Annotated in this window: 23 protein-coding genes; 10 read left to right on the forward strand and 13 right to left on the reverse strand. The window is 68.1% G+C overall.

Annotated elements, in window-relative coordinates; genetic code table 11:
* Nucleotides 1-16 precede the first annotated feature (16 nt).
* A complete protein-coding gene (locus tag ACFXMV_RS05840; protein ID WP_378501135.1) occupies nt 17-430 on the forward strand; it encodes a PPOX class F420-dependent oxidoreductase in 414 nt (137 codons plus the stop codon).
* 154 nt (nt 431-584) lie between these two features.
* Nucleotides 585-1,037 carry a hypothetical protein gene (locus ACFXMV_RS05845; protein WP_378501136.1) on the forward strand — a complete coding sequence of 151 codons (453 nt, stop codon included), beginning with the start codon at nt 585-587 and terminating at the stop codon, nt 1,035-1,037.
* 39 nt (nt 1,038-1,076) lie between these two features.
* On the opposite strand, the gene ACFXMV_RS05850 is transcribed toward ACFXMV_RS05845, so the two are convergent.
* Entirely contained in the window at nt 1,077-2,033 is a 957-nt protein-coding gene (locus tag ACFXMV_RS05850; RefSeq protein ID WP_378501137.1) for a R2-like ligand-binding oxidase, read from the reverse strand.
* A 170-nt stretch (nt 2,034-2,203) separates the two neighbouring features.
* Between ACFXMV_RS05850 and ACFXMV_RS05855 the strand changes: the two genes are divergently transcribed.
* Entirely contained in the window at nt 2,204-2,785 is a 582-nt protein-coding gene (locus ACFXMV_RS05855) for a dihydrofolate reductase family protein (protein ID WP_378503140.1), read from the forward strand.
* A 96-nt stretch (nt 2,786-2,881) separates the two neighbouring features.
* Here the strand turns inward: ACFXMV_RS05855 and ACFXMV_RS05860 are convergent, their stop codons facing one another.
* A complete protein-coding gene (locus tag ACFXMV_RS05860) occupies nt 2,882-3,937 on the reverse strand; it encodes a hypothetical protein (protein WP_378503139.1) in 1,056 nt (351 codons plus the stop codon).
* A gap of 273 nt (nt 3,938-4,210) precedes the next feature.
* Here ACFXMV_RS05860 and ACFXMV_RS05865 point away from each other — a divergent pair, with 273 nt between their 5' ends.
* Together ACFXMV_RS05865 and ACFXMV_RS05870 are read left to right on the forward strand one after the other, a co-directional pair.
* Nucleotides 4,211-6,526 carry an FHA domain-containing protein gene (locus ACFXMV_RS05865; RefSeq protein WP_378500422.1) on the forward strand — a complete coding sequence of 772 codons (2,316 nt, stop codon included), beginning with the start codon at nt 4,211-4,213 and terminating at the stop codon, nt 6,524-6,526.
* Nucleotides 6,527-6,574: 48 nt separating this feature from the next.
* Entirely contained in the window at nt 6,575-7,720 is a 1,146-nt protein-coding gene (locus ACFXMV_RS05870) for an integrase (RefSeq protein ID WP_378503138.1), read from the forward strand.
* A gap of 110 nt (nt 7,721-7,830) precedes the next feature.
* Here ACFXMV_RS05870 and ACFXMV_RS05875 read toward each other — a convergent pair whose 3' ends face one another.
* From ACFXMV_RS05875 to ACFXMV_RS05885, 3 genes are all read right to left on the reverse strand, one after another.
* Nucleotides 7,831-9,039: a PrsW family intramembrane metalloprotease gene (locus tag ACFXMV_RS05875; RefSeq protein WP_378501239.1), complete on the reverse strand. Its 1,209-nt coding sequence runs from the start codon at nt 9,037-9,039 to the stop codon at nt 7,831-7,833.
* Complete coding sequence (locus ACFXMV_RS05880) at nt 9,036-9,605, reverse strand: hypothetical protein (RefSeq protein ID WP_378501238.1); 570 nt, start codon at nt 9,603-9,605, stop codon at nt 9,036-9,038. Before ACFXMV_RS05880 ends, ACFXMV_RS05875 begins: the two co-directional genes overlap by 4 nt.
* A 227-nt stretch (nt 9,606-9,832) precedes the next feature.
* Entirely contained in the window at nt 9,833-11,044 is a 1,212-nt protein-coding gene (locus ACFXMV_RS05885; RefSeq protein ID WP_378501237.1) for a M24 family metallopeptidase, read from the reverse strand.
* Between the two features lie 37 nt (nt 11,045-11,081).
* On the opposite strand from ACFXMV_RS05885, the gene ACFXMV_RS05890 reads away from it, so the two are divergent.
* Complete coding sequence (locus ACFXMV_RS05890; protein WP_378503137.1) at nt 11,082-12,044, forward strand: 5'-3' exonuclease H3TH domain-containing protein; 963 nt, start codon at nt 11,082-11,084, stop codon at nt 12,042-12,044.
* 49 nt (nt 12,045-12,093) lie between these two features.
* Here ACFXMV_RS05890 and ACFXMV_RS05895 read toward each other — a convergent pair whose 3' ends face one another.
* From ACFXMV_RS05895 to ACFXMV_RS05905, 3 genes are all read right to left on the reverse strand, one after another.
* Nucleotides 12,094-12,624, reverse strand: a complete 531-nt coding sequence (locus tag ACFXMV_RS05895; RefSeq protein WP_378501235.1) for an ester cyclase — start codon at nt 12,622-12,624, stop codon at nt 12,094-12,096.
* A gap of 61 nt (nt 12,625-12,685) precedes the next feature.
* The gene (locus tag ACFXMV_RS05900; protein ID WP_378503136.1) at nt 12,686-13,141 is read right to left on the reverse strand and encodes a DUF1801 domain-containing protein; all 456 of its coding nucleotides are present in this window, start codon (nt 13,139-13,141) and stop codon (nt 12,686-12,688) included.
* A gap of 115 nt (nt 13,142-13,256) precedes the next feature.
* Nucleotides 13,257-14,750, reverse strand: a complete 1,494-nt coding sequence (locus tag ACFXMV_RS05905; RefSeq protein ID WP_378503135.1) for a potassium transporter — start codon at nt 14,748-14,750, stop codon at nt 13,257-13,259.
* A 387-nt stretch (nt 14,751-15,137) separates the two neighbouring features.
* Here ACFXMV_RS05905 and ACFXMV_RS05910 point away from each other — a divergent pair, with 387 nt between their 5' ends.
* The gene (locus ACFXMV_RS05910; RefSeq protein ID WP_378503134.1) at nt 15,138-18,398 is read left to right on the forward strand and encodes a LuxR C-terminal-related transcriptional regulator; all 3,261 of its coding nucleotides are present in this window, start codon (nt 15,138-15,140) and stop codon (nt 18,396-18,398) included.
* A gap of 145 nt (nt 18,399-18,543) precedes the next feature.
* Nucleotides 18,544-18,990 carry a hypothetical protein gene (locus tag ACFXMV_RS05915; RefSeq protein ID WP_378611374.1) on the forward strand — a complete coding sequence of 149 codons (447 nt, stop codon included), beginning with the start codon at nt 18,544-18,546 and terminating at the stop codon, nt 18,988-18,990.
* Nucleotides 18,991-19,049: 59 nt separating this feature from the next.
* On the opposite strand, the gene ACFXMV_RS05920 is transcribed toward ACFXMV_RS05915, so the two are convergent.
* A complete protein-coding gene (locus ACFXMV_RS05920; RefSeq protein WP_378502754.1) occupies nt 19,050-19,376 on the reverse strand; it encodes an ArsR/SmtB family transcription factor in 327 nt (108 codons plus the stop codon).
* A 16-nt stretch (nt 19,377-19,392) separates the two neighbouring features.
* On the opposite strand from ACFXMV_RS05920, the gene ACFXMV_RS05925 reads away from it, so the two are divergent.
* Entirely contained in the window at nt 19,393-19,869 is a 477-nt protein-coding gene (locus tag ACFXMV_RS05925; RefSeq protein ID WP_378498634.1) for an SRPBCC domain-containing protein, read from the forward strand.
* 71 nt (nt 19,870-19,940) lie between these two features.
* Here ACFXMV_RS05925 and ACFXMV_RS05930 read toward each other — a convergent pair whose 3' ends face one another.
* Nucleotides 19,941-20,249: a DUF4333 domain-containing protein gene (locus ACFXMV_RS05930; protein ID WP_378498633.1), complete on the reverse strand. Its 309-nt coding sequence runs from the start codon at nt 20,247-20,249 to the stop codon at nt 19,941-19,943.
* A gap of 75 nt (nt 20,250-20,324) precedes the next feature.
* On the opposite strand from ACFXMV_RS05930, the gene ACFXMV_RS05935 reads away from it, so the two are divergent.
* Entirely contained in the window at nt 20,325-20,978 is a 654-nt protein-coding gene (locus tag ACFXMV_RS05935; protein ID WP_378498632.1) for a hypothetical protein, read from the forward strand.
* A 198-nt stretch (nt 20,979-21,176) separates the two neighbouring features.
* On the opposite strand, the gene ACFXMV_RS05940 is transcribed toward ACFXMV_RS05935, so the two are convergent.
* The 3 genes from ACFXMV_RS05940 to tatA all read right to left on the reverse strand — a co-directional run bounded on the left by ACFXMV_RS05940 (nt 21,177) and on the right by tatA (nt 25,183).
* Nucleotides 21,177-23,876 (reverse strand): DEAD/DEAH box helicase, encoded by a 2,700-nt coding sequence (locus tag ACFXMV_RS05940; protein ID WP_378498631.1) that lies wholly within the window; start codon nt 23,874-23,876, stop codon nt 21,177-21,179.
* Between the two features lie 35 nt (nt 23,877-23,911).
* Nucleotides 23,912-24,853 (reverse strand): twin-arginine translocase subunit TatC, encoded by a 942-nt coding sequence (gene tatC, locus ACFXMV_RS05945; RefSeq protein WP_378498630.1) that lies wholly within the window; start codon nt 24,851-24,853, stop codon nt 23,912-23,914.
* A gap of 69 nt (nt 24,854-24,922) precedes the next feature.
* On the reverse strand, nt 24,923-25,183 hold the full coding sequence (gene tatA, locus ACFXMV_RS05950) for a Sec-independent protein translocase subunit TatA (protein WP_378498629.1): 261 nt from the start codon (nt 25,181-25,183) through the stop codon (nt 24,923-24,925).
* Nucleotides 25,184-25,210: the final 27 nt, after the last annotated feature.

A 25,210-nucleotide genomic window follows, 5' to 3' on the forward strand; every position in this document is an offset into this window, starting at 1 on the left:
GGACTACGGTCGGCGCATGGCCCGCACCCCCTTCAACCCGACAGATCTGTCCGACGAGGCGCTCGCCTTCCTCACCGATCGACACCTCGCCACACTCTCGACGCTGCGCAACGACGGAACCCCGCACGTGGTGGCGGTCGGGTTCACCTGGGACCACGAGCACCAGCTGGCCCGGGTGATCACGAACGGCGGCTCGCAGAAGGCGATCAACGCCGAGCGCCGCGGGTACGCCGCGCTCACCCAGATCGAAGGGGCGCGGTGGCTCACCCTCGAGGGTCCGGCCACCGTGCGATCGGATCCCGACGCCGTCGCGGATGCGGTGGCTCGCTACGCCGCCCGGTACCGCCAGCCGCGGGAGAACCCGACCAGGGTTGTCGTGGAGATCGCGGTGCGGCGGGTCATGGGCCTGGGCACCCTGCTCGGCCGCTGAGGCTGGGTACCCGCTCGGCCGCTGCGGCTGGGCCCTCGACGCACCCCGCCGCAGGCAGCTAGTGTGATCTAGGTCATACATTGCTCTTCGGGGGACTCGGCCGTGCGTCCCGCCGCGACCGGTCCGGCAATGGCACTCGGACCTAGGAGCAGCGATGAGCGCTCTACGCACGACTCGGATGATCCTCACGCTTGCCGCCCCCGCGGCCTTCGCGTTCCTGGCGGCCGGACCGGCCACCGCACTGCCGCCGCACCCGTTCGGCCTGCCCGCCCTGACCATCGGGTGTCCCAATCAGGGCAGCCTGATGTCGCTCACCGCGGCGACCGGGCAGTCGGGGCCAGAACCCGGGATCGGGCCAGGGGAGATCAGGTTCCAGTCCTTCCCCGCGGCACCGCCGATCCCCGCGGCGGGACGAGTGACCGTCGCGTGGCTGAACACCAGCACCGGCCAGTCCGGCATCGTGAACCTCGAGGGCGCGTACCCGTACCTGTCCAAGACCGTCCGCACCGGGCACGGTGAGGTCATCGCCACCGCGTTTGCGTCGATCTCCCTTGGCCCCGCGCTGATCTGTCAGAACAATCCGACGGTCGGGACCTTCATCGTCTAGATGCGGGGATCCCGGTGTAGTTGCGGAGGTCCCGCAGAATCACTCGGCCGCCTCGACGAACACGGCAGCGTCCTCCCTGCCGAACTCGTCCTCGAGTACCTCGGGCGAGTAGTCGAGATCGATCTCCTCGACCGGGCGGCCGCGGGCCGACTCGATGGCGACCAGCCTGCGTTGCGCGCGGTCGGCCGCGTAGTCGACGAACTCCTGTTCGTCGAGCCCGAACGGCTGGACCTCGAACTGGTTGTTGACCCAGTCGATCATGCCGAGCGCCAGCGGCATCAGCTCGGCCATCCGCTGCTGCACGACACCCCAGTTCGAGTCGTCGGCGGCGACATGGCGACGGCACGTGAAGGTTCCCCACGCCATGTGCCTGCGCTCGTCGACGCCGATCCGGCGGATCAGTTCCTGCATTCCGGGGAGGATCCCCTCCTTCGTGCACACCTTCTGCCAGGCGAAGTACCCGGTCAGGGCGAGGCTGCCCTCGATCACGTGGTTATAGGTGACGCTGGCCCGCACCTGGTTGGCCGGAGTCGGGTCGGTCTCGAGTATGCGCATTGCTCCGGGGAGCTCCTCATAGAAGAGGGTCCGGTAGTACGGGTTGTCCGCGACGAAGGGGTGCAGATCGCCGGTCAGTCCGACGGCGTCCATCCACAGCCGAAACACCTGGCAGTGCTTGGCCTCCTCGAAGCAGAACTGGGTCAGATACATCTCGTCAGCGAGCCGGCCCTCCGCGGACATCGCCTTCATGAACGGCTGGATGTCTTCGGTGACGGCCTCCTCACCGGCGATGAACTGGGTGCACAGGTAGGTCGCGCTGCGCTGCTGTTCGCTGGTCAGCCCACGCCAGTCCTCGGCGTCCCGCCGGAAGTCGATGTTCACCGGGTCCCAGAACAGCGAGTTCCCCTTCGCGAACAGTCGCAGCGGGAAGGAATCCCAGTTCAGTCCGCCCGCGCGGATCGATCCGAATCCCTGTCTGGTCGGTGAGGAAACAGTCATGACAGCGCTCCTGTGGTCGCGGTGTGTATCGCGAATACCCATTCACCATGGTTCCACGCGGCGAGGACCTGTCAAGGAATCGCGGGGTCGGGCAGTTCCTCGATCAACGCCCAAGGAGGACAGCTCACGACACGCTAATTTGGGGGCACCCCAACGCAAAGGAGCGCCCCATGGGCAAGGTGGTCATGTACAGCTCGGTGTCGGTGGACGGCTTCGTCGCGGACGAGAACGACCAGCCCGGACCGCTGTTCGACTGGTTGACCAGCGGTGACGTGCCGTTGGACGAGAGCGGCGTGTTGAAGGTGTCGCAGACGTCCTACGACTACACCCGGCCGTACTGGGACCAGATCGGGGTGACCGTCGTCGGCCGCCACGTCTTCGACATGACGGACGGCTGGGACGGGAAGCCTCCGGGCGGGGTCGACCACGTGGTCGTCGTGACGCACCGGCCGGAGCCCGAGGGCTGGGACCCCGAGGCGCCTTTTCACTTCGTCGACGGCGTCGAGGTGGCCGTGGCCAAGGCGCAGGAGCTTGCGGGTGACCGCATAGTCGAGGTCGCCGCTGGCGACGTCGGTGGCCAGGTGCTTGCCGCGGGCCTGATCGACGAGGTGCGCATGGACGTCGTACCCGTCGTGTTCGGGTCCGGCAAGCGCTACTTCGGGTCGGTCCACGCGCAGCACCTGTTGGAGGATCCTGACGTGGCGATTCAGGGCAACCGGGTGCTTCACCTGCGCTATCGGGTGCGCCGTTGACCGATCTGAGCGGTCCCGACGATTTCCGGCGTGACCCTCCGGCGTGGGAAACGCCCCGAAGCTGGGCGAAAACCGGATTCTAACTGCGACTTCGCGTCAGGTGGTCGCGGTCTCCGCCGTCCCACCATCGCGAGAGCGGGGGCCTAGCTCGTCCAACTTCTCGCGCAGTGCGGCCTCGGCGGTGCGCGCCTCCCCGGTGTCGAGGCGCGCCCGCTCGAGGTCGTCCCTGAGGGTGTCGGCGCGTTCACGGGCGGCGGTGGCCGCCGCCCGCTCGTGGTCGACGGACTTCTCGAGCCGCGCGACGGCCTCCGCTGCAGTGGTCGCCGCGAGTTCGGCGGCGGCGCGCATGTCGGCTATGCGTTGTTCGGCCGAGGCGACGACCTGCGCGAGGCGTTGTTCGGCCGCCTCGCCGGCCTGAACGGCACGCTGCTCGGAGGCGGCCGCGGACTGTTCGGCGGTCGCGGCGCTTCGTTCGGCCGCCTCCGCCAGGGACTGCGCCTCGCGGAACCTGCTGCGCAGTTCGTCGAGGTCGGATTCTGCCGCCGACAGGCGGGTGTCGCGATCCACCTCAACGGCCGCGACCCGCTCGGTCGCGGCTCTCAGCGCCCCCGCATGCGTCTCCTCCAGACCTCGGAGCTCGGCCTGATGGTCCGCGGACAGTCGTTCGAGTTCGAGCCGGTGATCCGCGACCGCGGCGGAGAGTTCGGCGTCGACCGCGTCGACGGTTGCCTCCGCGTTCGCCCGATCCTCCACCGCGGCGTCGTGCCGTGTCCGCAGCTCGGCCAGGTCGGTCTCGTACTTCGCCTTCGTCTGCGCGAGTTCGACGGTGGCGCGGTGCAGTGCCACGTCGAGCGCGTCCGGGTCGGTGAGCTTGTCCACTGCCGCGGTGATCTGCCGGGCGAACACGTTGAACTGCTCGACCGAAGTGGCGGTGACGGCTCGGAGGTCCTCGAGCGTCCGTTGGAGGACCCCGACTACCTCGCTCGGCGTCGCGCTGGTGAGCGCCTCGAGTTCGCCCTGCTGCTCGCGGGCCTTACGGCGCGAGCGGAAGGCCCGGACACGGTCTGCGTCGCTGGCGTATTGACGGGGCCGGCCTGGTCGCACCTTCGGTTCCTCGACGGCCACCGCGTCATTCACGTCCTCGCTGTTCACGTGCACTCCCCTGATCGTTGCCGGTCGGCTCTATAGTTACGTTACGTTACAAGTTACGTAACGCGATCGGTAATGAAACGATGATTCTTGATCGTCATAATCCCCACTTATCGTGAGTTACAAGCTGGGCGGTCTTGGCGCCGTGCGCGCCGCAGATTTCCGGGTCGGCGACGGGGATCCGAGAGTGACCGTTCTGCCGACGGATCCCGGGGCGTGCGTGCGACCATGGATGAGTCGACGCTCTACGCCCGACGCTGACCGGAGGCCGTGGCGATGGACGACCGGGCGCAAAGGAAGCACCCGCGTGTTGTGGTCGAGACCGACCACGGCCGCGCAAGCTACGGCGCCGACATCGCTGTTCGCATCGGTCGTGATCCGCAACTGGAGATCACGATCGTCGATCCGATGGTCTCGCGCGAGCACGCACGGCTGCGGTGGGACGATGGGTGGCAGCTCGTCGACTCCGGCAGTAAGAACGGGATCTATCTCGACGGTGAGCGCCGAGAAACGGTCCCCGTCACGAGCCCCGTCCTCGTCCGTCTGGGTGACGCGGTCGAGGGACCCGTCGTGCGGATCTCGATCGAAGATCCCGACGCGACGCGACAGGTCGTGGGCGGTCAATGGGACGAGTCGACGATCGAGGTAGGAACCGCGAGCGCCCCGCCCCCGACACCACACGAGACCGTCCCGGCGGGATCCCTCACCGTGGGACGGTCGCCCGACAGCGACATCGTCGTCCGAGACGTGCTGGCCTCACGCCACCACGCCATCGTCCACAACGTGCCGTCCGGCCTCGAGATCGACGACCTGGCGAGCGTCAACGGAACGTTCGTCGACGGCGCCCGGGTGTCGCGCGCACAGCTGATCGACGGCGACGTCGTCACGATCGGCAACACCGATTTCGCCGTGCAGGAAGGCCGACTCGTTCCACGGCAGGCCATAACCCCGTCCGCAGGCGGTCTGCGGGTGGACGGCGTCGGACTCACCATCGACGGCGGGCGGCGCCTGCTCGAGGATGTCACCTTCGCCGCCGCGCCCGGCAGTCTCACCGCCGTGATCGGCCCCTCCGGCGCGGGGAAAACCACAGTTGCCACCATCATCTCCGGTTCGGCAAGCCCTACGGACGGCGTCGTCGAGTTCGAGGGGCGCAGCGTGCACACCGAATACCAGGTGCTGCGCTCCCGCATCGGCATGGTTCCCCAGGACGACGTCGTACACCGGCAGCTGACCGTCCGGCAGGCCCTCGGCTACGCCGCGGAGCTGAGGCTGCCGCCGGACACCACCCGGGCCGACCGCGAGGAGGTGATCGCGACGGTGCTCGACGAACTGCAGCTGTCCGAGCATGCCGACACCCGCGTCGATCGCCTCTCCGGCGGACAGCGCAAACGCGCGTCGGTCGCGTTGGAACTGCTCACCGGCCCGTCCCTGCTGATCCTCGACGAACCGACCTCGGGTCTCGACCCCGCGCTCGACCGGCAGATCATGGCAACGTTGCGCCGCCTCGCCGATTCGGGCCGCGTCGTCGTCATCGTCACGCATTCGCTGTCGTACCTCGAGATGTGCGATCAGGTACTGCTCCTCGCACCGGGCGGCAAGACCGCCTACGTTGGTCCGCCGGACCGGGTCGGGGCCGCGCTCGGCAGCACCGATTGGGCCGACATTTTCGCCCGCGTCGCGGCCGACCCCGACGGAGTTTTCGCCGAGTACCGCGCCACCCGCCCGACGGTGGAGGCGCCCCCACCGAGCTCGCCCGGGCCGCTCGGGAGTCCCGCGCACACCTCGCGGCGCAGGCAGCTGAGCACCGTCGCCCGCCGCCAGGTTCGGTTGATCCGCGCCGACCGGGGCTATCTGATCTTCCTGTCGCTGCTGCCCTTCGTGCTCGGCGGGCTGGCCTTGCTCGTGCCGGGCGACACCGGGTTCGGGCCGTCGGGTACCGACGTATCCGGGGAACTCACCCAGATCCTGGTGGTGCTGATTCTCGGCGCCGCCTTCATGGGTTGCTCGCTCACCATTCGCGACCTGGTCGGCGAGCGCTTGATCTATCACCGCGAACGTGCCGCCGGCCTGCTGCCGTCCGCCTACCTGACGGCGAAGATCGTCGTGTTCTGCGCCGCTGCGATCGTGCAGTCGGTGATCATGGTGCTGATCGTCTTCGCGGGCAAGGGTTTCCCCGGTCGCGGCAGCATGATCCCGTCCGGATCCGTCGAACTGATCGTGGACATCGCCGTCACCACCTGCTCCTGCGTGCTGGTCGGATTGGCGTTGTCGTCGGTGGCGCGCTCGAACGAGCAGGTGCTGCCGATGCTGGTGGTCACGATCATGGCGCAGCTGGTGATGTGTGGAGGACTGATCACGATCACTGGACGCGCCGTGCTCGAGCAGTTCGCGTGGCTCTTCCCGTCCCGCTGGGGATTCGCGGCCGCCGCCTCAACGGTGGACCTGGTCACGAATGCCGCGGGTACCGAGGCCGACACGCTCTGGCAGCACGCCGCGTCGTGGTGGCTGCTCAGCATCGCCATGCTGGTGCTCATCAGTTGCGTGCTCGCAGTCGTCACCTACAGCCGGCTCCGGCTGCGGCGCAATGGATGACCTCGTCGGGCAGGCGCCGCGCCGGGCCGTCTGACGTATCTTTCAGAGGTGCCGGCCGAACTCGAAACCCTGCCCGCGGACGACGCGGCGAGTAGTGCTCTCGCGGTCCCGGCCGACGCCGCCGCGGCGATGCACCGACTGCGTGTCGAATCGGTCTCCCCCAACACCCGGGCCGCGCAGATGAGTGACTGGAAGAACTTCACCCGTTGGTGCGACCGCGTCGGACGGAACCCCATCCCGGCCTCCCCTGACCTCGTCGGCTGGTTCCTGACCGAGAAGTCCTCGGAGGTCCGCCAAGACGGACGGCCCGCATACGCGTCGGCGACCATGACCCGCTGGGTCGCCTCGATCAACAAGATCCACTCCCTGGCCGGTCATCCGAAGCCCGGGCAGTCCCCCACCGTGCGCGAGATCCTGCGCGGCATCGCCCGCACCAGGGCGACGCCGCCGGTCCGGCGCGAACCGTTGCTGACCGACGACATACGCACCATTGTCGAATCCATGCGTGACCGCTCCGCGAAGGGTTCCTGGGCCGATCGGGCCGCGGAGCGGAGGGATTCGGCACTGTTGCTGATCGGACTGACCGGGGCGATGCGCCGATCGGAGTTGTCGGCGCTCGCCGTCGGTGATGTCGTCCCGCACAGGGCGGACGGGCTGTACGTGACGATCCGCCGGTCGAAGACCGACCAGGCCGCGGCGGGACGTACGGTCACGCTGCCCTATGGCTCCGCCGAGATCACCTGCCCGGTGTGTGCGTACTGGCGGTGGCGAGAGGTGCTGGACGTGTGGGACCGGGACGGCAAACCTGCTGTGCGCGAATTGCTCTCGGCGGCGGCCATGGAACCCCTCGAGCACCGCTGTCGCGGGGTGCTCGGGCGTCCCGAGGCCGCCGTCCGGCCGTTGTTCCGGCCCGTGCATCGCACCGGAGGGCTGGGTTCGCAGGCCCTGTCCGGACAGGCGATCGCGTCGATGATTCAGCGTCGCGCCATCGGCGCGGGCTATGCCGAGGAATTCGTGGCCCTGCTCGGCGGGCACAGCCTGCGGGCCGGATTCGTGACCCAGGCGGTCCGCAACGACGCGAGCGCAGAACAGATCATGACCCAGAGCGGACACACCGACCAGCGGATGATCGCGATCTACTCCCGCCAGCACGCGGGCCTGCACGGCAACGCCGTCACCGCGCTCGGCCTCTGACGACCCCCGCGTCAACCAACAGGCAATGGCCCGAGCTGAGCTCGGGCCACTGCCGTTCACGGAGTCTGGCTGCCCGTGTTGTCGGGCTTGTCAGTTGCGTGGACCCGTGGTCAGAGTTGCACCGGGAGCAGGGCCTGGGAGGGTGCGCGGCCGTCGCGGAGGCGGGCCACCTCGGCGCGAGCGAATTCGACGCGGGGTGTTTCGCCGCAGTGGTCGGTGGCCAGGGCGTCGGCCAGGTCAAAAACCGCGTCGAGGACGTAGCTGTTGCGTCGACGGGCCGCACGGTCTCCGGATCGACGGAAGATGCGGCGTGCCTTGGCGTTTCCGCATGCGGCGTCGGCTTCGGCGCTGGTGACGAATCCGGCCTCGACCTCGGGGGCGAGGATGTCGGCCAGGAACAGTCGTTCGCGCGGCACGGTTATCGCGAACACCCGCGCGACGATGAGCAGCGCGATGACCATGACCGCGGCGATCAGCCCGAGCGCGGCGGCTTCACTGCTGGCGAAGTTGGCCATCGAGTCCCACAGTCCGTGCAGGACCATGGCGGTCATGATCAATAGCAGGCCACGGCCGATGCGACGCGGTTCGGCGGGGCGGCCCAGCAGATACACCAGCCCGGCGCAGAACAGGGCGGTGTAGAGGATGTGGCCGGTGGCGCCGGTGGCCACGCGCAAGAACACCGTCGATAGCGAAGCCTCGACCTGGTCGGCACCGAATTGCGAAGCGCCGGCATTCATTCCGTAGGCGATGTCCTCGATGATCTCGAATCCCAGGCCGAGGAACGCGCCGAGGATGAAGCCGTCGAAGGCGGTGCGCACCAACCGGGGCGCCAGCGCGATCAGCAGCAGCAACCCGAAACCCTTGGCTGTTTCCTCGGTGAACGGCGCGGCCAGGCCCGCTCCCCAGTCCTGTGCCCACGCATGACCGAACAGCTTGCCGTAGATGCTGATCAGTGCGTCGTTGGCGTAGGCGGCCATCGACCAGGTGGCCGCGAATCCACCCCAGCAGAAGGCCGCGACCAGTAGTTTCATCGGCTGGCGGGCGTAGCGGTCGATGTGCTGGGTGAACCACCAGAAGATCGCCCCATAGACGGCGAACACGACCGCAGTGACCAAGATGGCGCGGCCGTAGGCCGGGTAAGTGCTCTGGATGCGGGTAGCGAACAGCATCGCACCGGACGCGGTGAGCAGCAGATACACCCAGAACGCGAGATTGCGCGGCTGGTAGAAGGTGAACGACCGACCCCACCCGGATTCCTCGATGGCGGTGAAACGCGCACGGGTGAGTTCGGCCGCGGGGCTGGAAGCGGTGGTGGTCATTTCGTCTCCTGACCGGTGCTGCCGATATCGGCGATCATCTGACCCACCTCGGTGAGCAGGTCGTGGCCAGGCTGCGCGGGTCCGACTGCGATGACCTCGACACCGGTGCTGCCGAAGACGAACGCTGCCAGCACGCCGTCGGCGCCGGGTGCCGCGTACTTGGTGATGACCCCGGGTTCGCCGGTACGTGCCACGATCGCCACCGGATCGCCGGTCGCGGTGAACGCGCCCTTCAGCGCGGCGTCGGTGCGCTCGATCTGCGCCAGCAGCGCGGACGGGTCACCGGTGAACTTGCCGGTTCGCACCACGAACTGGGCTCCGCCGCGCGTGAGGACCGCTGAGGCCGGATATCCCGCACGGGTGGGTTCGTCGCTGCGGCGTTCGCCGCTGACCAGCGACCAGCCAGCGGCCGCTGTGAACGTGATGCCATCCTGCACCGCGATGACGTCACCGGCCGTGGTGACGTCTTTCTCGGTGATCGCGTCATTGATGTTGGGGATCACGATCGCTTGCAGGAACGCCAGCGCCAGCACCACCAGCGCGGGCAACAGAGTCCGCCGGTCCATTCCCAGCCACCGGCGATCCCCGGGAACCCATCGGTCGCCCGGGTCGAAATACTGTGCGGAGAACGTTGTTTCGCTCTCCCGTGTGTGCGTAGCCACGCCACCCTCCGATCTTGGATGCGTTCACGCTAACTGATCCAATTGCGGTGACGTCGGACACATCTGTTCTGCGCCGTTTACCAGCGGAATCCCGGTTCAGGCGGCCAGGACCCGCCCGGGACAGCGCCGGGTCAGTCCCCGAGCACCGTCAGTCCGTGCGGACGGGTGTTCATGGACTCGCAGCCGTCCGCGGTGACGACCACGATGTCCTCGATCCGGGCACCCCAGTCGCCCCGGAAGTAGATGCCCGGCTCGATGCTGAAGGCCATCCCCTCGGCCAGTTCGATACGGTTTCCGGCCACGATGTACGGCTCCTCGTGGACCGAGAGCCCGATCCCGTGTCCGGTGCGGTGCACGAACACGTCCGCGAGGCCAGCCGTTGCCAGCACGTCGCGGGCGGCGGCGTCGACCGATTCGGCCGTGACGCCGGGACGAACGGCGTCCACGGCTGCCCGCTGCGCCCGCTCGAGCACCGCGAACCGCTCGGCCACCGCCGACGACGGCTCGCCCAGGCTGTAGGTGCGGGTCGAGTCGGAGTTGTAGCCCGGCTCGACCGGGCCACCGATGTCGATGACGACGACATCGCCGGATTCGATCACCCGATCCGAGACCTCGTGATGCGGGTCCGCCCCGTGCGGGCCGGATCCGACGATGATGAACTCCGCCGCGGTGTGACCCTCGGCGATGATCGCGGCACCGATGTCCGACGCGACCTCGGCCTCCGTCCGGCCCGGTCGAAGCCACTCCGCCATTCGAGCATGCACCCGGTCGATCGCCGCTCCCGCACGCCGCAGCGCGTCGATCTCGGCCGGGTCCTTGATCATTCGCAGTTCCCGGAGCACCTCGGTGGCCAGGACCGGCGGCGCACCGAAGGCCGCGGTGAGCGGGATGACATGCAGCGCGGGCATCGCGTCGGCGACGGCCGTCCGCGCGGGCGCTGGCAGCCCCGACGCCACCAGCGCGTACGGGTCGACACCGTCCACCCAGTCCCGGACCGTCAGGCCCAACTCGGCCGTCGCGGAATCGCCGAGTGCGGCCAATTCCAGCCGCGGAACCACCACCGACGCGCCGGATCCGTCAGCCGGAATGACGAGGCAGGTGAGCCGCTCGAACGAGTCCGCGCGGGAACCGAGCAGGTAGCGAAGATCCGGCCCCGGCGTGATGAGCAGGGCGTTGAGGCCCGCCGCCGCAGTGAGTTCGGCGGCCCGGCGCAGTCGGGCCGCGTAGATCGCGGTCGGGAAGCGCGAGGGCGCTTGCGCATGTCGACCGATGGGAATTTCAGGGCTGCCGGCCGCATCTGCACTGCCGGATGAGGTGCTCGCGGAATCGCCGTGGGAACTCATGCCACTCAGGTTAGTTCGGTTTGGCAGGATGGGGGCCATGACTGGCCCCTTGCTCCTCCTCGATGGCGCGAGCCTGTGGTTCCGCGCGTATTACGCGCTGCCCGAATCGTTCACCTCCCGCGATGGGAGGCCGGTCAACGCGGTCCGCGGGTTCACCGACATGGTCGCCTCGCTCATCGCCAGGCATCAGCCCGAAAGGTTGGCGGTGTGCCTGGATCTGGACTGGCGCCCGCAGTTCCGGGTGGACGCCGTGCCGTCCTACAAGACCCACCGCGTCGCGGTGGAGACCGCCGTTGGCCCCGACGTCGAGGAGGTGCCGGACACCCTGACGCCGCAGGTCGACATGATTCTCGATGTGCTCGCCGCGGCAGGCATCGCCACGGCGGGCGCCGAGGGTTTCGAGGCGGATGACGTGCTGGGCACCCTCGCGGCCCGCGAGCGCTCCGACACCGTTGTGGTGGTCAGCGGCGATCGCGATCTGCTGCAGGTGGTCGCGGACGAGCCGGTGCCGGTGCGGGTGTTGTACGTCGGACGCGGGCTCTCCAAGGCCGAGCTCTTCGGTCCCCTCGAGGTGGCGGAGAAGTACGGCGTGCCCGCGGATCGGCCCGGAATCGGGTACGCGGAGCTGGCCCTGCTGCGCGGAGACCCGTCCGACGGATTGCCAGGTGTCAAGGGGGTCGGTGAGAAGACCGCGTCGGCTCTGCTGCTCGAATACGGGTCCGTCGCGGCGCTCCGCGCGGCCGTCGACGATCCGAAATCCGGTCTGGCCAAGGGGATCCGGGCCAAGATCACCGCCGCGTCCGAGTACCTCGACGCCGCGCTCCCTGTCGTTCGTGTGGCCACCGACGCGGAGGTCGAAATGTCGCGTCCGGACCCGTTGCCCGCCGCGCCGGTCGATCAGGAACGCCTCGCGGCGCTTGCGGACGAACTCGCGATCGGGGCTTCGATCGGCAGGCTGACCAAGGCGATGGCGGCGCCGCGGAACGGGTACGGCGGGTAGTCCAGGCTGAAGATGACGGGATCGGGTGCGCGACCCGCGTGCACGCGAGCTAGCGACGCCGAGTAGCGATGCCCACTGCACGTGTCTTGGCGTTGAAGGCGGCCTTCATCGCGCGATCCGCAATCGATCCGTCGGGCGGGAGCAGCTTGATCTGGCGGGCGAACTCCATTTGGTCGTAGCGCACCGTGTTGGTGACGACCTTCCCGTCCGCGATGACGAAGTGGTCGAATCCCTCGAAGTCGATTCGCCGCCCGGTGCCGGCGATGCCGGCGAAGGTGCCGTCGTGCCGTCCGGTCAGGTGCCAGTGGACGAGGACGTCGTCGCCGGACTCGGCGATCGAGACGATCTCGAAGGCGAAGTCCGCGACGGCGGAGAAGACCTGCTCGAAGTAGGCAGCGATCTCGTCGGTCCCGCGACATGTCCCGGTCGGGAAGTTGACGATGGAGTCGGCGGTCCAGAAGTCGCGCAGGCTGCCGACGTCCTTGGCGTCGATGCGGTCGAAAGCCCACCGGACGATCTGCGCGTTGGGGACGCCGTTCGGCGGGGCGATGGCTGTCGAGGCAGGGCTGTGATCGGGCATCTCTACTCCATGCGCGTTGACGTGCGGCACGCTGGCGAACGCCGCGCGAAACTACTTCTTGTCAAGGCTGCTTCCCAGCCTGCTCAACGAGTTCAGCAAGCCTTTCCCAGGCATCCTCGGTCGGCTCGGCGAGCGCATACGAAGTCGGCCACAGACCGCTGGCGTCGTCGAGATTCGCCTGCGCGCTGAACCCGAACGTCGAGTATCGCTCTTTGTCCATCTGTCCACTGCGGAAGAAGCACACCACCTTCCCCTGCCTGGCGTAGCCGGGCTGGCTGTAATAGAGCTTCGGCGCCAGTTCCGGGGCCACGGTGGCCACGATCGCGTGCACGCGTTCAGCCAGCGCACGATCCGATTCCGGCATCTGGGCGATCTTGGCCAGCACATCTGCCTCGTCGGCCGCCGCCTTGTCCGCACCGCGACCGCGCCGACCCTGCGTCTTCAGTTCCGCGGCCCGGTCCTTCATCGCGGCACGCTCCTGCTCGGAGAACGTCTCCTCGGACGGTCGCTTGCCCATCCCGCCAGAACTCGACCTCGTAACCACCACCGATACCTCCCTGCTCGAATCTCGGTGACCTGTCGCCGGCCAGAACCCGCGCTGCCCAGTCATGTCGCCACGGTCCTGACCGAGATCACAACCGCGGCACCGCATTTGTCAGCGGGCCACACCGTATGTCGAAGCGTTCGCGCACGGTGTCGAGGGTGTGGCGGTGGTGTTCGCGTTCGCGGCGGTGGGTGAGCATGAACCGAGCGGTACTGACCATGCGGCGTGGCAGCGGGTACCAGCGATCCAGGTCGAGTCCGCAGTCGAGGAAGACCTTGGTCGGGACACTGTCTGCGATCAGGCTGAGGTTGTGCTGAACGAGTGACACCATCGCGTAGGGAAGTACCGTTTTCGACTTCTTTCGCAGATCCTGCAGGTCGAGCTCATACAGCGGGACGTTCCCAATCTCGCCCAGGAACAGCAGGTGAGGCAGGAAGTAGCCCATCAACGACGTCAGGTGCATCGTGGCAGACCGCGGCTGGATCGAGAGCACGGCACCGTCGACCGAAGCATAGGGCTCGTAGGGGTGGTCCTCCCGAAGGACGTATCCCGTGCAGTTGACGATCCAGCTGCCCGGCCGGACCGCCTTGGTGGACCCACTGCGGAACATCAATTCGGTTGAACCGTTGCGGTCGACGACATCAACGAGGTGATCCATGATCACGTCGTTCAGGCCGGCGGCGATCGTCGTGTTCTCCGATTCGGACAGGTTGCCGAACAGGTAGTTGCCGGTGGTGGGGGTCAACCACGTGCAGTAGCAGGCGCGGAACCAGTCCCCGATATCGGTCTCGTTGGTCCCGTCGAAACGCCCGGCCACGCCCTGTGCGAGACCGCTCACGGGCGTTCCGCCCCACCATCGCCGGGCTCCTGCGGGGAAGAGTCGGTCGCGGCTGTTGAAGTACGTGCCGGAACCGGCCACCAGGTTCACTTCCCGGCCGGGGTATTCGGTGACGAGTGTGTGCGCGGTGTCCATGGCCGTCTTACCGCCGCCAATGATCCACACGGGGGCGTCGCTGGCTCGCATTTCGTCGCCGCGCATGTCGCAGTTGTCGGGAGACACAGAACGGACATCCGGGCTCGAGATCTCCAGCGGGTCGTTCGCCGCGATGCGCAGGCCGTAAGCCTTGATCAGTTGTTTCGCCTGCACCGTCAGAAGCCGGCCGTCGGAGGACTTGCAGGTGATCCGCACCATCCCGTCGGTTTCGCCGTCGGATTCCAGCGCCCAGCCGAAAAGTTCCTCGACCCGCACCCGCTGCTTGATGAGGTCGAGGCAGTGGTCGAAATGATCGAGAACCTCATCCTTTGTCGCCAGGTAGGAGCGATCCTGCCCGAGTGTCCACTTGATGTTCCCGGCGGTGAACAGTCCGTGGGGTTGGTGCAGTCGCACGTACGGATAGGTGTCGACCCACATGCCCCCTACTCGTTGCCGGCGGTCGACCAGGATGACCTTCTGATCGCGTGCCAGATATCGGCTGGCGACAAAGAGGGCGTTGAGTCCAGTGATACCGGCCCCGACGATGCAGACGTCGCAGCTCTTGACTGCGCTGTCCCCCGCCGCAGCCGATGGTTGGGATGCGGACATTGTTCGGCCTTTCTTCGCGCCCGGCGACCACGGCGCCGGGACAGATTGCCGGGACACCTATTGTCTGTCGGGCCCTGTGGGGCCGGCTAGGGTAGTCGGCTACTCGCTTTCCACCCATTGGCCGACCGGAGAGCAGGGCCACCTCCATCCCGAAGCAGCGCCGTGAACCGTCATGGCGGTCTCCTCAGGTCGACACCTCTCGACTATTCGCTGTAATCGGCGCGAGATCGTCGGTCAGAACGTGGAGATCGGCGCGCTGAGGGGTCGTAGATTCCGAGCGGCGGGGCGACGGTCTACGCGATTCCGCTGATGTTCTGCGGCATCTGGCCGCCGCAGGCTGGCTAGCATGAGCAAAGGGCGCCGATACGCCGCGGTTGAACGGGAGCGATGAAGGCGGTGAGCAAGCTGCTGCCGACAGGGACGGTGACGTTGCTGCTGGCCGATGTCGAGGGCTCGACGAGGCTGTGGCAGGACCAACCCGAGGAGATGACGGCCGCCGTCGCGCGGCTGGATCGCATCGTGTGCGACATCGTTGCCGCCCATGACGGCGTGCGACCGGTCGAACAGGGCGAAGGCGATAGCTTCGTGGTCGCATTCACCCGTGCGAGCGACGCGGTCTCGTGCGCCTTGGCGTTACAGCGCGCACCGCTGGCGCCGATCCGGCTGCGTATCGGTGTGCATACCGGGGAGGTGCAGCTGCGTGACGAGGGCAACTACATCGGTCCGACGATCAATCGGACGGCACGCCTGCGCGATCTGGCGCACGGCGGCCAGACGGTCCTGTCGGGCACCACTGAGGATCTGGTCGTCGACCGACTCCCAGCCGACGCGTGGTTGACCGATCTCGGCACCCATGATCTCCGTGATCTGCCCCGCCCGGAACGGGTGGTGCAGCTGTGCCACCCCGACCTGCGCATGGAGTTCCCGCCGCTACGCGCACCGGACACCGTAGTCGCCCTGCACCTTCCGGCGCAGCTGTCGAGTTTTGTTGGCCGCCGAGCCGAAATGAACGAGGTGCGGCAGATCATGGCCGACAACCGGCTCGTGACGCTCACCGGCGCCGGCGGTGTGGGTAAGACACGCCTGGCGGTGCGGGTGGCGGCCCAGATCGGCGGTGGCTTCGGTGACGGCGTGTGGTACGTCGATCTGGCGCCGATTACCGATCCCGATCTGGTGCCGGTTGCGGTGATTCGCGCGCTGGGCCTGCCCGACCAGCCGAGCCGTTCCACGATGCACTCACTGCTGCGGTTTGTCGGCGACCGTCGGATGCTGCTGGTGCTGGACAATTGCGAGCACCTGCTGGACGCGTGTGCGGCGCTGGTGGTTGCCCTGCTGGGCCGGTGCCCGGCGGTGACCGTTGCGGCGACCAGTCGCGAACCGATCGGGGTGGCAGGCGAGGTGACCTGGCGGGTGCCGTCGCTGTCGCTGGCCGATGAGGCGATCGAGTTGTTCACCGACCGCGCGCGACAGGTCCGACCCGATTTCCGCCTCACCGACGACAACGCCGCCAGGGCTGCGCAGATCTGCCGGCGCGTCGACGGCGTGCCGCTGGCGATCGAGCTGGCCGCATCGCGGGTGCGCGTCTTGTCGCTGACCGAGATCAGCGACGGCCTACATGACCGCTTCCGGCTGCTGACCGGGGGCGCACGCACTGCGGTGCCCCGCCAGCAAACGTTGCGTGCCTCGGTCGACTGGTCACACGCACTGTTGACCGAGCCCGAACGCGTCTTGTTCGCCCGGCTGGCCGTCTTTATGGGCGGGTTCGACCTCGACGCCGCAGAAGCGGTCGCCGTGGGCGGCGACGTGGAACGCGACCAAGTCCTCGACCTTCTCACCCTGTTGGTCGACAAGTCCCTTGTTGTGGCCGAAAGCACAAGTGGCCCAATGCGATACCGGTTGCTGGAGACAGTGCGCCAGTACGCACGGGAAAAGCTCGGCGAGTCGGGCCAGGCGGACGCTGCTCGTGCCCGTCACCGCGGTCACTACACGGCCATGGCGGCCCTGCTCGACCCCCCAGCACGTCCCGGCCACGAGCAGCGTCTCGAGCAGACCGAAACCGAGATCGACAACCTGCGGGCCGCGTTCGCATGGAGCCGCGAGCATTCCGATTTCGAGCTCGCGTCGCAGCTGGCGTCATCACTGCAGCCGCTGTGGCTCGCACGGGGGCGGATCCGGGAAGGGCTGACCTGGTTCGACGCCGTGCTCACCGACCAAGATGCACACCCGGTCGAGGTAGCGCCTGCGGTGCGCGCGCGTGCGCTGGCCGACAAGGCCACGCTCAACGCGATGATGGGTGCCACCGACAGCATGGAGCAAGCCCTCCAAGCCCTGGCGATCGCGCGGGAAGTCGACGACCCCGCCCTCGTGCTGCGGGCCCTGACCGCGTGCGGCGGCATCGCCGCCTATGACCCCGAGGTGGCCCGGCCGTACCTCGCCGAGGCGATCGGCCTCGCGCGGACGACAGGCGACCGGTGGAGGCTCGGCTATGTCTTGAATTGGCAGGCGTTCGCGGGGGTCATGACGGGCGATCCGACCGCGGCGCGCACGGCCGGCGAAGAAGGACGCGACCTCGCAGGCGCCATCGGTGACCGGTTCGTCTGGCATGGGTGTCTCTGGTGTCTCGGTGTGGCACAGGGGATGACCGGTGATTCGGCTGGGGCCGTCGCGCAGTTGGGCGAGGTGATTGCCGAGGCCGACGCCGCTCACGACACGTACTGGGGGTGCTGCGCCCTATTCATGCAGGCCGTCATGCTGGCGCACCACGGGGACCCGGATGCGGCGCAGGAGATGGCCAACTCGGCCGTCGAGGCCGCGGCGGACCTCGGTGGGTTCTTCCCGGGCCTCGCCTACGCGGCGCTGACTGTTGCGACCCTCGCCGCGGGTGATGGTGCGGCGGCGGACGACGCGATCGCAACGGGGTGGCCCCACCTCGATGTTCAGCCCAAGATGGCGGCAATCTGGACCACTTACTCAGCCCAAACTGCACTCGCGCGCGGCGATCTGATCGCGGCCCGGCGCTTGGCCGACGAGGCGGTCGCCGCGACGGGCGGATTTCACCGGTCGCTGGCGCTTACGACGCGCGCGGGCGTTGCGATCGCGCAGGGTGAGCCCGGACAGGCCGGCCGCGACGCGCACGACGCACTCGTAACCGCCGCCGACAATGGGGCATACAGCGCCGTTCCCGACGCCCTGGAGTGCCTGGCCGCCCTCGCAGTCGGCGGTGGCAGTCACCGCGAAGCCGCGCGACTGTTCGGCGCCGCCGACGCCATCCGCCAGCGCAGCGGCCAGGTCCGCTTCAAGATCTTCGACGCCTTTGTCGAATTCTCGGTGGCCGCGATTCACGACGGGATGGAGAAGGACTTTCAATCCGCATGGGCCGAGGGCGCGGGCCTGTCCACCGACGAAGCGATCGCCTATGCGCAGCGCCGTCGCGGCGAACGGAAACGCCAGACCAGCGGTTGGGCCTCGCTCACCCCAACCGAGCGGAGCGTCGTCCGCCTGGTCGGCGAAGGGCTCGCCAACAATGACATCGCGACACGGCTCCTCGTCTCACCGCGCACCGTGCAAACCCACCTCACCCACGTCTACACCAAACTCGGACTGACCTCTCGCGTACAACTCGCGCAGGAAGCCACCCGCCACGGCTGACCGCGCACGCTCGTGCCGGACCGCACACGCATTGGTGCCTTGCCGCTGGCGCAGCCGTCTTGGTGGGCTTGATCTCGGGTTAGACGGTTGACCGCGAGTAAGATGACCTACTGGTTGATCGGACATCTTGCTATCGGACATCGACATGAGGGCCATCACGTTCCGCAGTTCGCTTCGCTCGCGCCTGGCAGTTCTCGCCGCGGCGACAGCCTGTTGGGGAATCACCGCGGCCGCCTCATCTGGCCAGGCGCCCGCGTCGATCACGGTCGAGCCCGAACTGACCTACAACGTCACCACGTTGAGCATTCGCGGGACGGCCACCTGCCATGGCGGCGGCACCGCGGGAGTCGATGTCGTGGACGGCTCGCTGGAACAAATGCTCCGAGGTGGTGGCGGCGGCCCGATCGCCGTGCAACTCGACGGCGCCGTTCTGGTCGACTGCGACAGCACCCAGCACACCTGGTCGGGCGACCTCATCGCGCCCGGTCGCGTGCTGCCTGACGAATCCGGTGGCATGGTCACGGTCACGCTCACCCAGGGATCGACCGTGATTGCGACGACCGGTTCCCAGCCGGTCCGCATCGTGCGCTGACCGGCCGCCCGGCAAATCGCCTGCGGTCGGGCGGCCGGTCAGCGCCGACTCGGGGGCCGTCATTCGCCGTCGAGCCGGTGCAGCAGCTCGACGGCGGCGCGCGTGTACTCGCCGATCCAGCGGTCGTGGATTCGCTTGATCGGCAATGGCGCCAACGCCAGCCGTCGTTCGCGTCCGACCTTGTGGCCGGTGACCAGTGCCGCCCGCTCGAGCACCCGAAGGTGCTGCAGCACCGTCGTGCGGTCGAGCTCGGGAAAGTGGGCGCACAGTTCGCCGGTCATGCAAGGAGAATCCTTGAGAACGTCGAGCATCCGGCGCCTGGTCCGGGAGGACAGCGCCTTGAAGACCCTGTCGTCGTCCGCGCTCTCGCCGCCATGCCCATTCATGTTGTAAGATTACAACATGAATGATTCGACCAGCCTGACCGAGCTCGCGTTCACGGTTTCCGGCTACGTCTCACGCCCCCGCGCCGAGGTGTACGAGGCCGTCGCCGACCCGGAGCAACTCTCGAGCTACTTCACAACCGGCGGCGCCCAGGGACGCCTCGAGGCGGGCGCCGAGGTCACCTGGGACTTCCACGACTTTCCAGGCGCCTTCCCCGTTACCGTCGTCGAGGCGACGCCGCCCAAGCGCATCGTCATCGAGTGGGCAGGCACTGCGACCGCCGGCGACACCGGCAAGACCACCACCACCTTCGAGTTCGAAACCGTGGACGATGACACCCGCACTCTGGTGACGATCACCGAATCCGCCTGGTTGCCGACCAAGGACGGCGCCACGCACGCCTTCGGCAACTGCCAGGGCTGGACGGGCATGCTCGCCGCACTGAAGGTGTGGGCCGAACACGGCATCAACCTGCGCGACGGCTTCTACAAATAGTCTCGTCCAGGCGTCTGCGGGAACCATCGCCATGGTGTTCCGCTAGCCGATCGGTCAACAGAAGGCCGAACCTACTTATTCGTCGGCCGACTGACCTCGTAGGTGCCGGTGTCGTCGGTGAACGTCACGGTCACCTGCTGCGGCTCGCCGTCGACGGTCAGGTCGCAGGTGAAACTCCTACCCTCCTCGACCTTCTGGTCGGCTGGGCAGGTCACGTCGCCGACGTCCTTGATCCCGTAGGAGCCGGTGACTACCTGCTCGACGCCCTTCTCCACGGCAGCCCGGTCCAGCGTGTCAGTCCCGCCGAAGGATGCGAACCCGGCGATCGCGGCAATGACACCGAGCACCACGACTGCGCAGGCGCCCAGGGCAATCCACAACGGCAGCTTCGACGAACCGCCCCCGGGCGGCGTGGAGACCGGCGCACCCCACTGCGGCTGCCCGGGCTGGCCGGGTTGCGGGTATCCGCCCTGCTGGTACTGCCCCTGCTGGCCGGAATACTGCTGATGCGGTGCGTTGTACGCCTGGAACTGCGGCTGGGCACCGGCCTGGGCCTGCCCCGGCTGCTGCGCTCCCCATGCCTGCTGTCCCCACTGCTGCTGGTCGGCCTGGGGCTGCGCCGGGTACTGCTGCTGACCGGGGTACTGCTGTCCCGGGTATTGCGGCTGACCCGGGTATTGCTGCTGACCGGGATACGGCTGCTGCGGAGCGGAATACGACGGGTACTGCGGCTGAGCGCCGGTCTGTGGCTGCGCCGACTGCTGCGCTGCTCCCCAGGCCTGCTGACTCCACTGCTGCTCGTCGGGCTGGGGCTGCGCCGGGTATTGCTGACCCGGGTACTGCTGCTGACCGGGATATTGCTGTCCCGGATACTGCTGACCGGGGTACGGCTGTCCGTGGTACTGGGGTGGCACGGGCGCCTGCGGATTCTCGGCGCCCGGGTAAGGCTGTTGCGCAGCCGGATACGCCTGCGTCGCCTCGGCCCCGGGGTGCTGCGGCCATTGGATCTGCTGCGTCTGGTCGCCGCTCTGCTGCTGCGACTGCGCATCGGCGGCTTCGCCGCCTACCTGCGGAGGGTTCGCTCCTGGGGCCGAGGCCTCGGCGGGTGACGGCTCACCTGTCCCCGACTGGTCCTCGCTGGACGCCCCCCGGCGCTCGTCTGGATGGCTGGGTCCGACCGGGCCACTCATCGTTGCCTCCCCTGAAGGTTGTGTTGACGTACACCGTAGTCCCTCGCGGCGTCCCATCCCGAGGTCAAACGGAGCGGGCGCCCGACGAGCGGTCGAATCCGATCAGATGCGGCGCGCTCAGGCCGCGTCGATGGCGACCACACCACGGCGGATGGCGTGCACCGCCTTGGTTGCCGCGGCCCGCACCTCCCGGTCGGGCGCGGTGGACTGCACCTGATCGAGGAGATCGATCACCTGCCTGCACCAACGGACGAAATCGCCTGCGGAGAGCGCCTGTCCGCGATCACCCGCGGCGAGCAGCGCATCGACGAGGGGCTCGCCACGCGCCCACTTGTAGATAGCGGAGAGGAAACCGAAGTCCGGTTCCCGCGTGAGCGGCAGCTTGTGCCGCACCTCGTCGGCACGCAGTTCGCTCCACAGCTGAAGGGTCCGCGTCAGTGCGTGCCGAGTGGGCCCGGTCGGACCGCGGTCGCCGATGTCCCCGTCCTGCCGCGACTCGTACACCATCGTCGACACGACGCCCGCCAACTCGGCCGGCCCGAGCCCCTTCCACAGACCGCCCCGCAGACACTCCGCGACGAGCAGGTCACTCTCGGAATAGATCCGGCTCAGGCGCTGCCCGTTCTCGGTGATGCCGTGCCCCTCCGGCTCTATGTACTCGCGTTCCGCTAGCAGCGCGACGATGCGGTCGAAGGTGCGGGCCAACGAGTTCGTCGTCGCCGCGACCTTCTGCCGCAGCGTCTCGGTCTCGCGGGCCAGCGTGTTGTACCGCTCGCCGATCCGGCTGAGCTGCTCGCGGTCCGGCGCGGTGTGGCACGGGTGCGAGCGCAACGCCCGGCGCAACGTCGCCAACTCGCGGTCGCTGGCCGCGGGCGACTTCCGCTTGCTGTACCTGCCGGGCGGCACGATTCCGGTGCTGCGCAGCGCCGAGGCGAGATCCTTTCGGCTGCGGGCGGTTCGGTGGTCGACGTGGCGCGGCAGCCGCATGCTGCCCAGCGATTTGGCTGGTGCGGGGAAGTCCGCCGCGGAGATGCGCCCCGCCCACTTGTCCTCGGTGAGCACCAGCGGTCGCGGGTCCGTCGGGTCGGAATCCGTCTCGAGCACAACAGCCAGCCCGGACCGACGGCCGACCGGTATCGCGATGACGTCGCCGCGCCGGAGTGCGGTCAGGGAGCTCACCGCGTCCTGTCGGCGGTCCGTGCGACCCTGCTTCTCCAGCTGGCGTTCCCGGGTGCGAACCCGTTCCCGCAGTTGGGCGTACTCGAAGAACTCGCCGTCCACGCCGCCGAGCTGCTCGCTCAGCTCCGCGAGCGCGAGCCTGTTGCGTTCGATCGTGCGGACGATCCCGACCACGGACCGGTCCGCCTGGAACTGCGCGAACGATCGCTCTAGCAGCGAGCGTGATTCCACCGCGCCCATCCGGTCGATGAGGTTGATCGACATGTTGTACGCGGGCCGGAACGAGCTCCGCAGCGGAAAGGTTCGGGTCGAGGCGAGGCCCGCCACCTCGGTGGTCTCGATCCCCGGCTGCCAGAGCACCACGGCGTGGCCCTCGACGTCGATGCCGCGCCTGCCCGCCCGACCGGTGAGCTGGGTGTACTCGCCGGGGGTGAGCTCGGCGTGCGTCTCACCGTTGAACTTGACCAGCCGCTCGAGCACCACGGTCCGGGCCGGCATGTTGATGCCAAGCGCCAGCGTCTCGGTCGCGAATACCGCCCGCACCAATCCGTTGACGAACAGCTCTTCGACGGTGTGCCGGAACGCGGGCAGCATTCCGGCGTGATGCGCGGCGATGCCCCGTTCCAGGGCCTCGCGCCACTCCCAGTAGCCGAGCACTTCCAGATCGGCACGCGGCAGTTCCCCGGTGTGCTTGTCGATGATCGTGGTGATCGCGGCGGCCTGATCCTCGGTGGTCAGCCGCAGCCGCGACCGGAGGCACTGGGCGACCGCCGCATCGCAGCCCGCGCGGCTGAAGATGAAGGTGATCGCGGGCAGCAGACCCTCCTCGTCGAGGCGCGCGATCACCTCGGGCCGGGCCAGCGGCCGGAAGTTACTGTTCGAGCCGCCGCGGTCGCCGCGGCCCCGCCCGCGTGGCTGCCACGAGTCCGACCGGTCGAGTGCCTGGCGCTGCTTGAGATGCCGGACCAGCTCACGGTCGACGATCAGCTTGGCGCCGCTGTCCGACGCCTGCGCATCGCTGTCGAACAGGTCGAAGAGCCTGCGGCCCACCATGATGTGCTGCCACAGCGGCACCGGCCGGACCTCGTCGACGATGATCTCGGTGTCCCCGCGCACGGTCTCCATCCAGGCGCCGAACTCCTCGGCGTTGCTGACGGTCGCGGACAGGCTGACCAGACGGACGTCCTCGGGCAGGTGCAGGATGACCTCCTCCCACACCGCGCCGCGGAACCGGTCCGCCAGGTAGTGCACCTCGTCCATCACCACATGCGAGAGACCGCGCAGCACCGGGGAGTTCGCGTACAGCATGTTGCGCAGCACCTCGGTGGTCATCACCACCACCGGAGCCTCCGGGTTGATGCTCAGGTCGCCGGTGAGCAGCCCGACCGAGGCCTTGCCGTACCGGTCGACCAGGTCGGCGTACTTCTGGTTGCTCAGCGCCTTGATCGGAGTGGTGTAGAAGCACTTTCGGCCCGACGTGAGCGCCAGGTGTACGGCGAACTCACCGACCACCGTCTTGCCTGCACCGGTGGGCGCGCACACCAGCACCCCGTGCCCCGCCTCCAGCGCCCGGCAGGCCTCGTTCTGGAAGGGGTCGAGCGGAAAGCTCAGCTGCGCCGCGAAGGTCTCGAGTTCCACACAGCCAGGTTAGCCACTCCCCTGTGGCCGGGGCGTCAGAGCGTGTCGGACAGGTCGCCTACCGGTGTCGCGGCGGGAACCGTCGTCGTCTCGTCGAGCGGTGTCGCGCCGGAAATGGTCGAGGCCTCCTCGTCGTCGAGGGAGCCCCAGCCCTCCTCCTGCTTGCGGGACCTGCGCTTGTCGTTGAGCCGCGCGATCTGAATGGAGAACTCGACGAGGATGACCAATGCGAACGCCAGCGCGAGCATCGAGAACGGGTCCTGGCCGGGTGTGGCGATCGCGGCGAACACGAACAGCCCCATGATGATCCCGCGGCGCCAGGCCTTGAGCTTCTCGTAGCTGAGCACGCCGACGGCGTTGAGCGCCACGATCAGCAACGGGATCTCGAAGCTGACGCCGAAGATGATGATGAGATTGACCACGAATCCGAAGTACTCGGATCCGCTGAGCGCTGTCACCTGGACGTCGCCGCCGATGGTGAGCAGGAAGTGCAACGCCTTCGATACGACAACGTAGGCGAGCACCGCACCCGCGACGAACAGCGCGGCGCCACCCGCGACGAATCCGATGGCGTACCGGCGTTCCTTGGAGTACAGCCCGGGCGTGATGAACGCCCACAGCTGGTACAGCCAGATCGGGCAGGCGAGCACCACGCCCGCGGTGAACGCCACCTTGAACCGGAGCATGAACTGGTCGAACGGTCCTGTGGCCAGGAGCCGGCAGCCACCGTCCTCGGTGAGTGCTGCGCGGCTCTCCGGGGGCAGCGAACAGTACGGCCCGCGCATCAGCTCGCCCAGGCTCTGCATGCCGAGGATCTCGTGCGAGTACCAGAAGAAACCGAAGGCGGTGGTGATCAGGATGCCGAGAATCGCGAGCAGCAACCGGGTCCGCAGCTCGTACAGGTGATCGATCAGCGACATGCTGCCGTCGGGATTGACCCTGCGTTTGCTCCGCCGCGGGTCGAAAGGGATGCGCACAGTGGGCCCTGGTTCTTGGTCAGCAGTCGACCCGGGGCGCGATGCGCACCCCGGGACCGTCGGAATCGGCTAGGAAGCCCGCGGCTCGGTGTGAGTGACCGCGGACTGCGTCGTGTCGGCGACCGGTGCCGCGGCGGGCAGCTCGGCGGGCGGGGCGACGGGTGCCGAGGCGGCCGGGGTGCCGTCGTTCTGCATCTCCTTGACCTCGCTCTTGAAGATCCGCAGCGACCGACCCAGTCCGCGAGCGGCGTCGGGAAGCTTCTTCGAGCCGAACAGGATGACGACGACCAGCGCCACAATGGCCCAGTGCCAGGGGCTCATGGCTCCCATTTTTACCTCCAGGTTTCAGATGATTCG

Source organism: Rhodococcus sp. NPDC059179, from assembly GCF_042754885.1.
GTDB lineage: Bacteria > Actinomycetota > Actinomycetes > Mycobacteriales > Mycobacteriaceae > Rhodococcus_G.

Coding starts and splice junctions, on each gene's coding strand:
- ACFXMV_RS05840 (WP_378501135.1), top strand. CDS start 17: ATGGCCCGCACCCCCTTCAACCCGACAGATCTGTCCGACGAGGCGCTC.
- tatA (WP_378498629.1), bottom strand. CDS start 25,183: ATGGGAGCCATGAGCCCCTGGCACTGGGCCATTGTGGCGCTGGTCGTC.
- ACFXMV_RS05885 (WP_378501237.1), bottom strand. CDS start 11,044: ATGAGTTCCCACGGCGATTCCGCGAGCACCTCATCCGGCAGTGCAGAT.
- ACFXMV_RS05910 (WP_378503134.1), top strand. CDS start 15,138: ATGAAGGCGGTGAGCAAGCTGCTGCCGACAGGGACGGTGACGTTGCTG.
- ACFXMV_RS05875 (WP_378501239.1), bottom strand. CDS start 9,039: ATGACCACCACCGCTTCCAGCCCCGCGGCCGAACTCACCCGTGCGCGT.
- ACFXMV_RS05900 (WP_378503136.1), bottom strand. CDS start 13,141: ATGGGCAAGCGACCGTCCGAGGAGACGTTCTCCGAGCAGGAGCGTGCC.
- ACFXMV_RS05905 (WP_378503135.1), bottom strand. CDS start 14,750: ATGTCCGCATCCCAACCATCGGCTGCGGCGGGGGACAGCGCAGTCAAG.
- ACFXMV_RS05845 (WP_378501136.1), top strand. CDS start 585: ATGAGCGCTCTACGCACGACTCGGATGATCCTCACGCTTGCCGCCCCC.
- ACFXMV_RS05895 (WP_378501235.1), bottom strand. CDS start 12,624: ATGCCCGATCACAGCCCTGCCTCGACAGCCATCGCCCCGCCGAACGGC.
- ACFXMV_RS05855 (WP_378503140.1), top strand. CDS start 2,204: ATGGGCAAGGTGGTCATGTACAGCTCGGTGTCGGTGGACGGCTTCGTC.
- ACFXMV_RS05920 (WP_378502754.1), bottom strand. CDS start 19,376: ATGAATGGGCATGGCGGCGAGAGCGCGGACGACGACAGGGTCTTCAAG.
- ACFXMV_RS05890 (WP_378503137.1), top strand. CDS start 11,082: ATGACTGGCCCCTTGCTCCTCCTCGATGGCGCGAGCCTGTGGTTCCGC.
- ACFXMV_RS05880 (WP_378501238.1), bottom strand. CDS start 9,605: ATGGACCGGCGGACTCTGTTGCCCGCGCTGGTGGTGCTGGCGCTGGCG.
- ACFXMV_RS05865 (WP_378500422.1), top strand. CDS start 4,211: ATGGACGACCGGGCGCAAAGGAAGCACCCGCGTGTTGTGGTCGAGACC.
- ACFXMV_RS05850 (WP_378501137.1), bottom strand. CDS start 2,033: ATGACTGTTTCCTCACCGACCAGACAGGGATTCGGATCGATCCGCGCG.
- ACFXMV_RS05915 (WP_378611374.1), top strand. CDS start 18,544: ATGAGGGCCATCACGTTCCGCAGTTCGCTTCGCTCGCGCCTGGCAGTT.
- ACFXMV_RS05925 (WP_378498634.1), top strand. CDS start 19,393: ATGAATGATTCGACCAGCCTGACCGAGCTCGCGTTCACGGTTTCCGGC.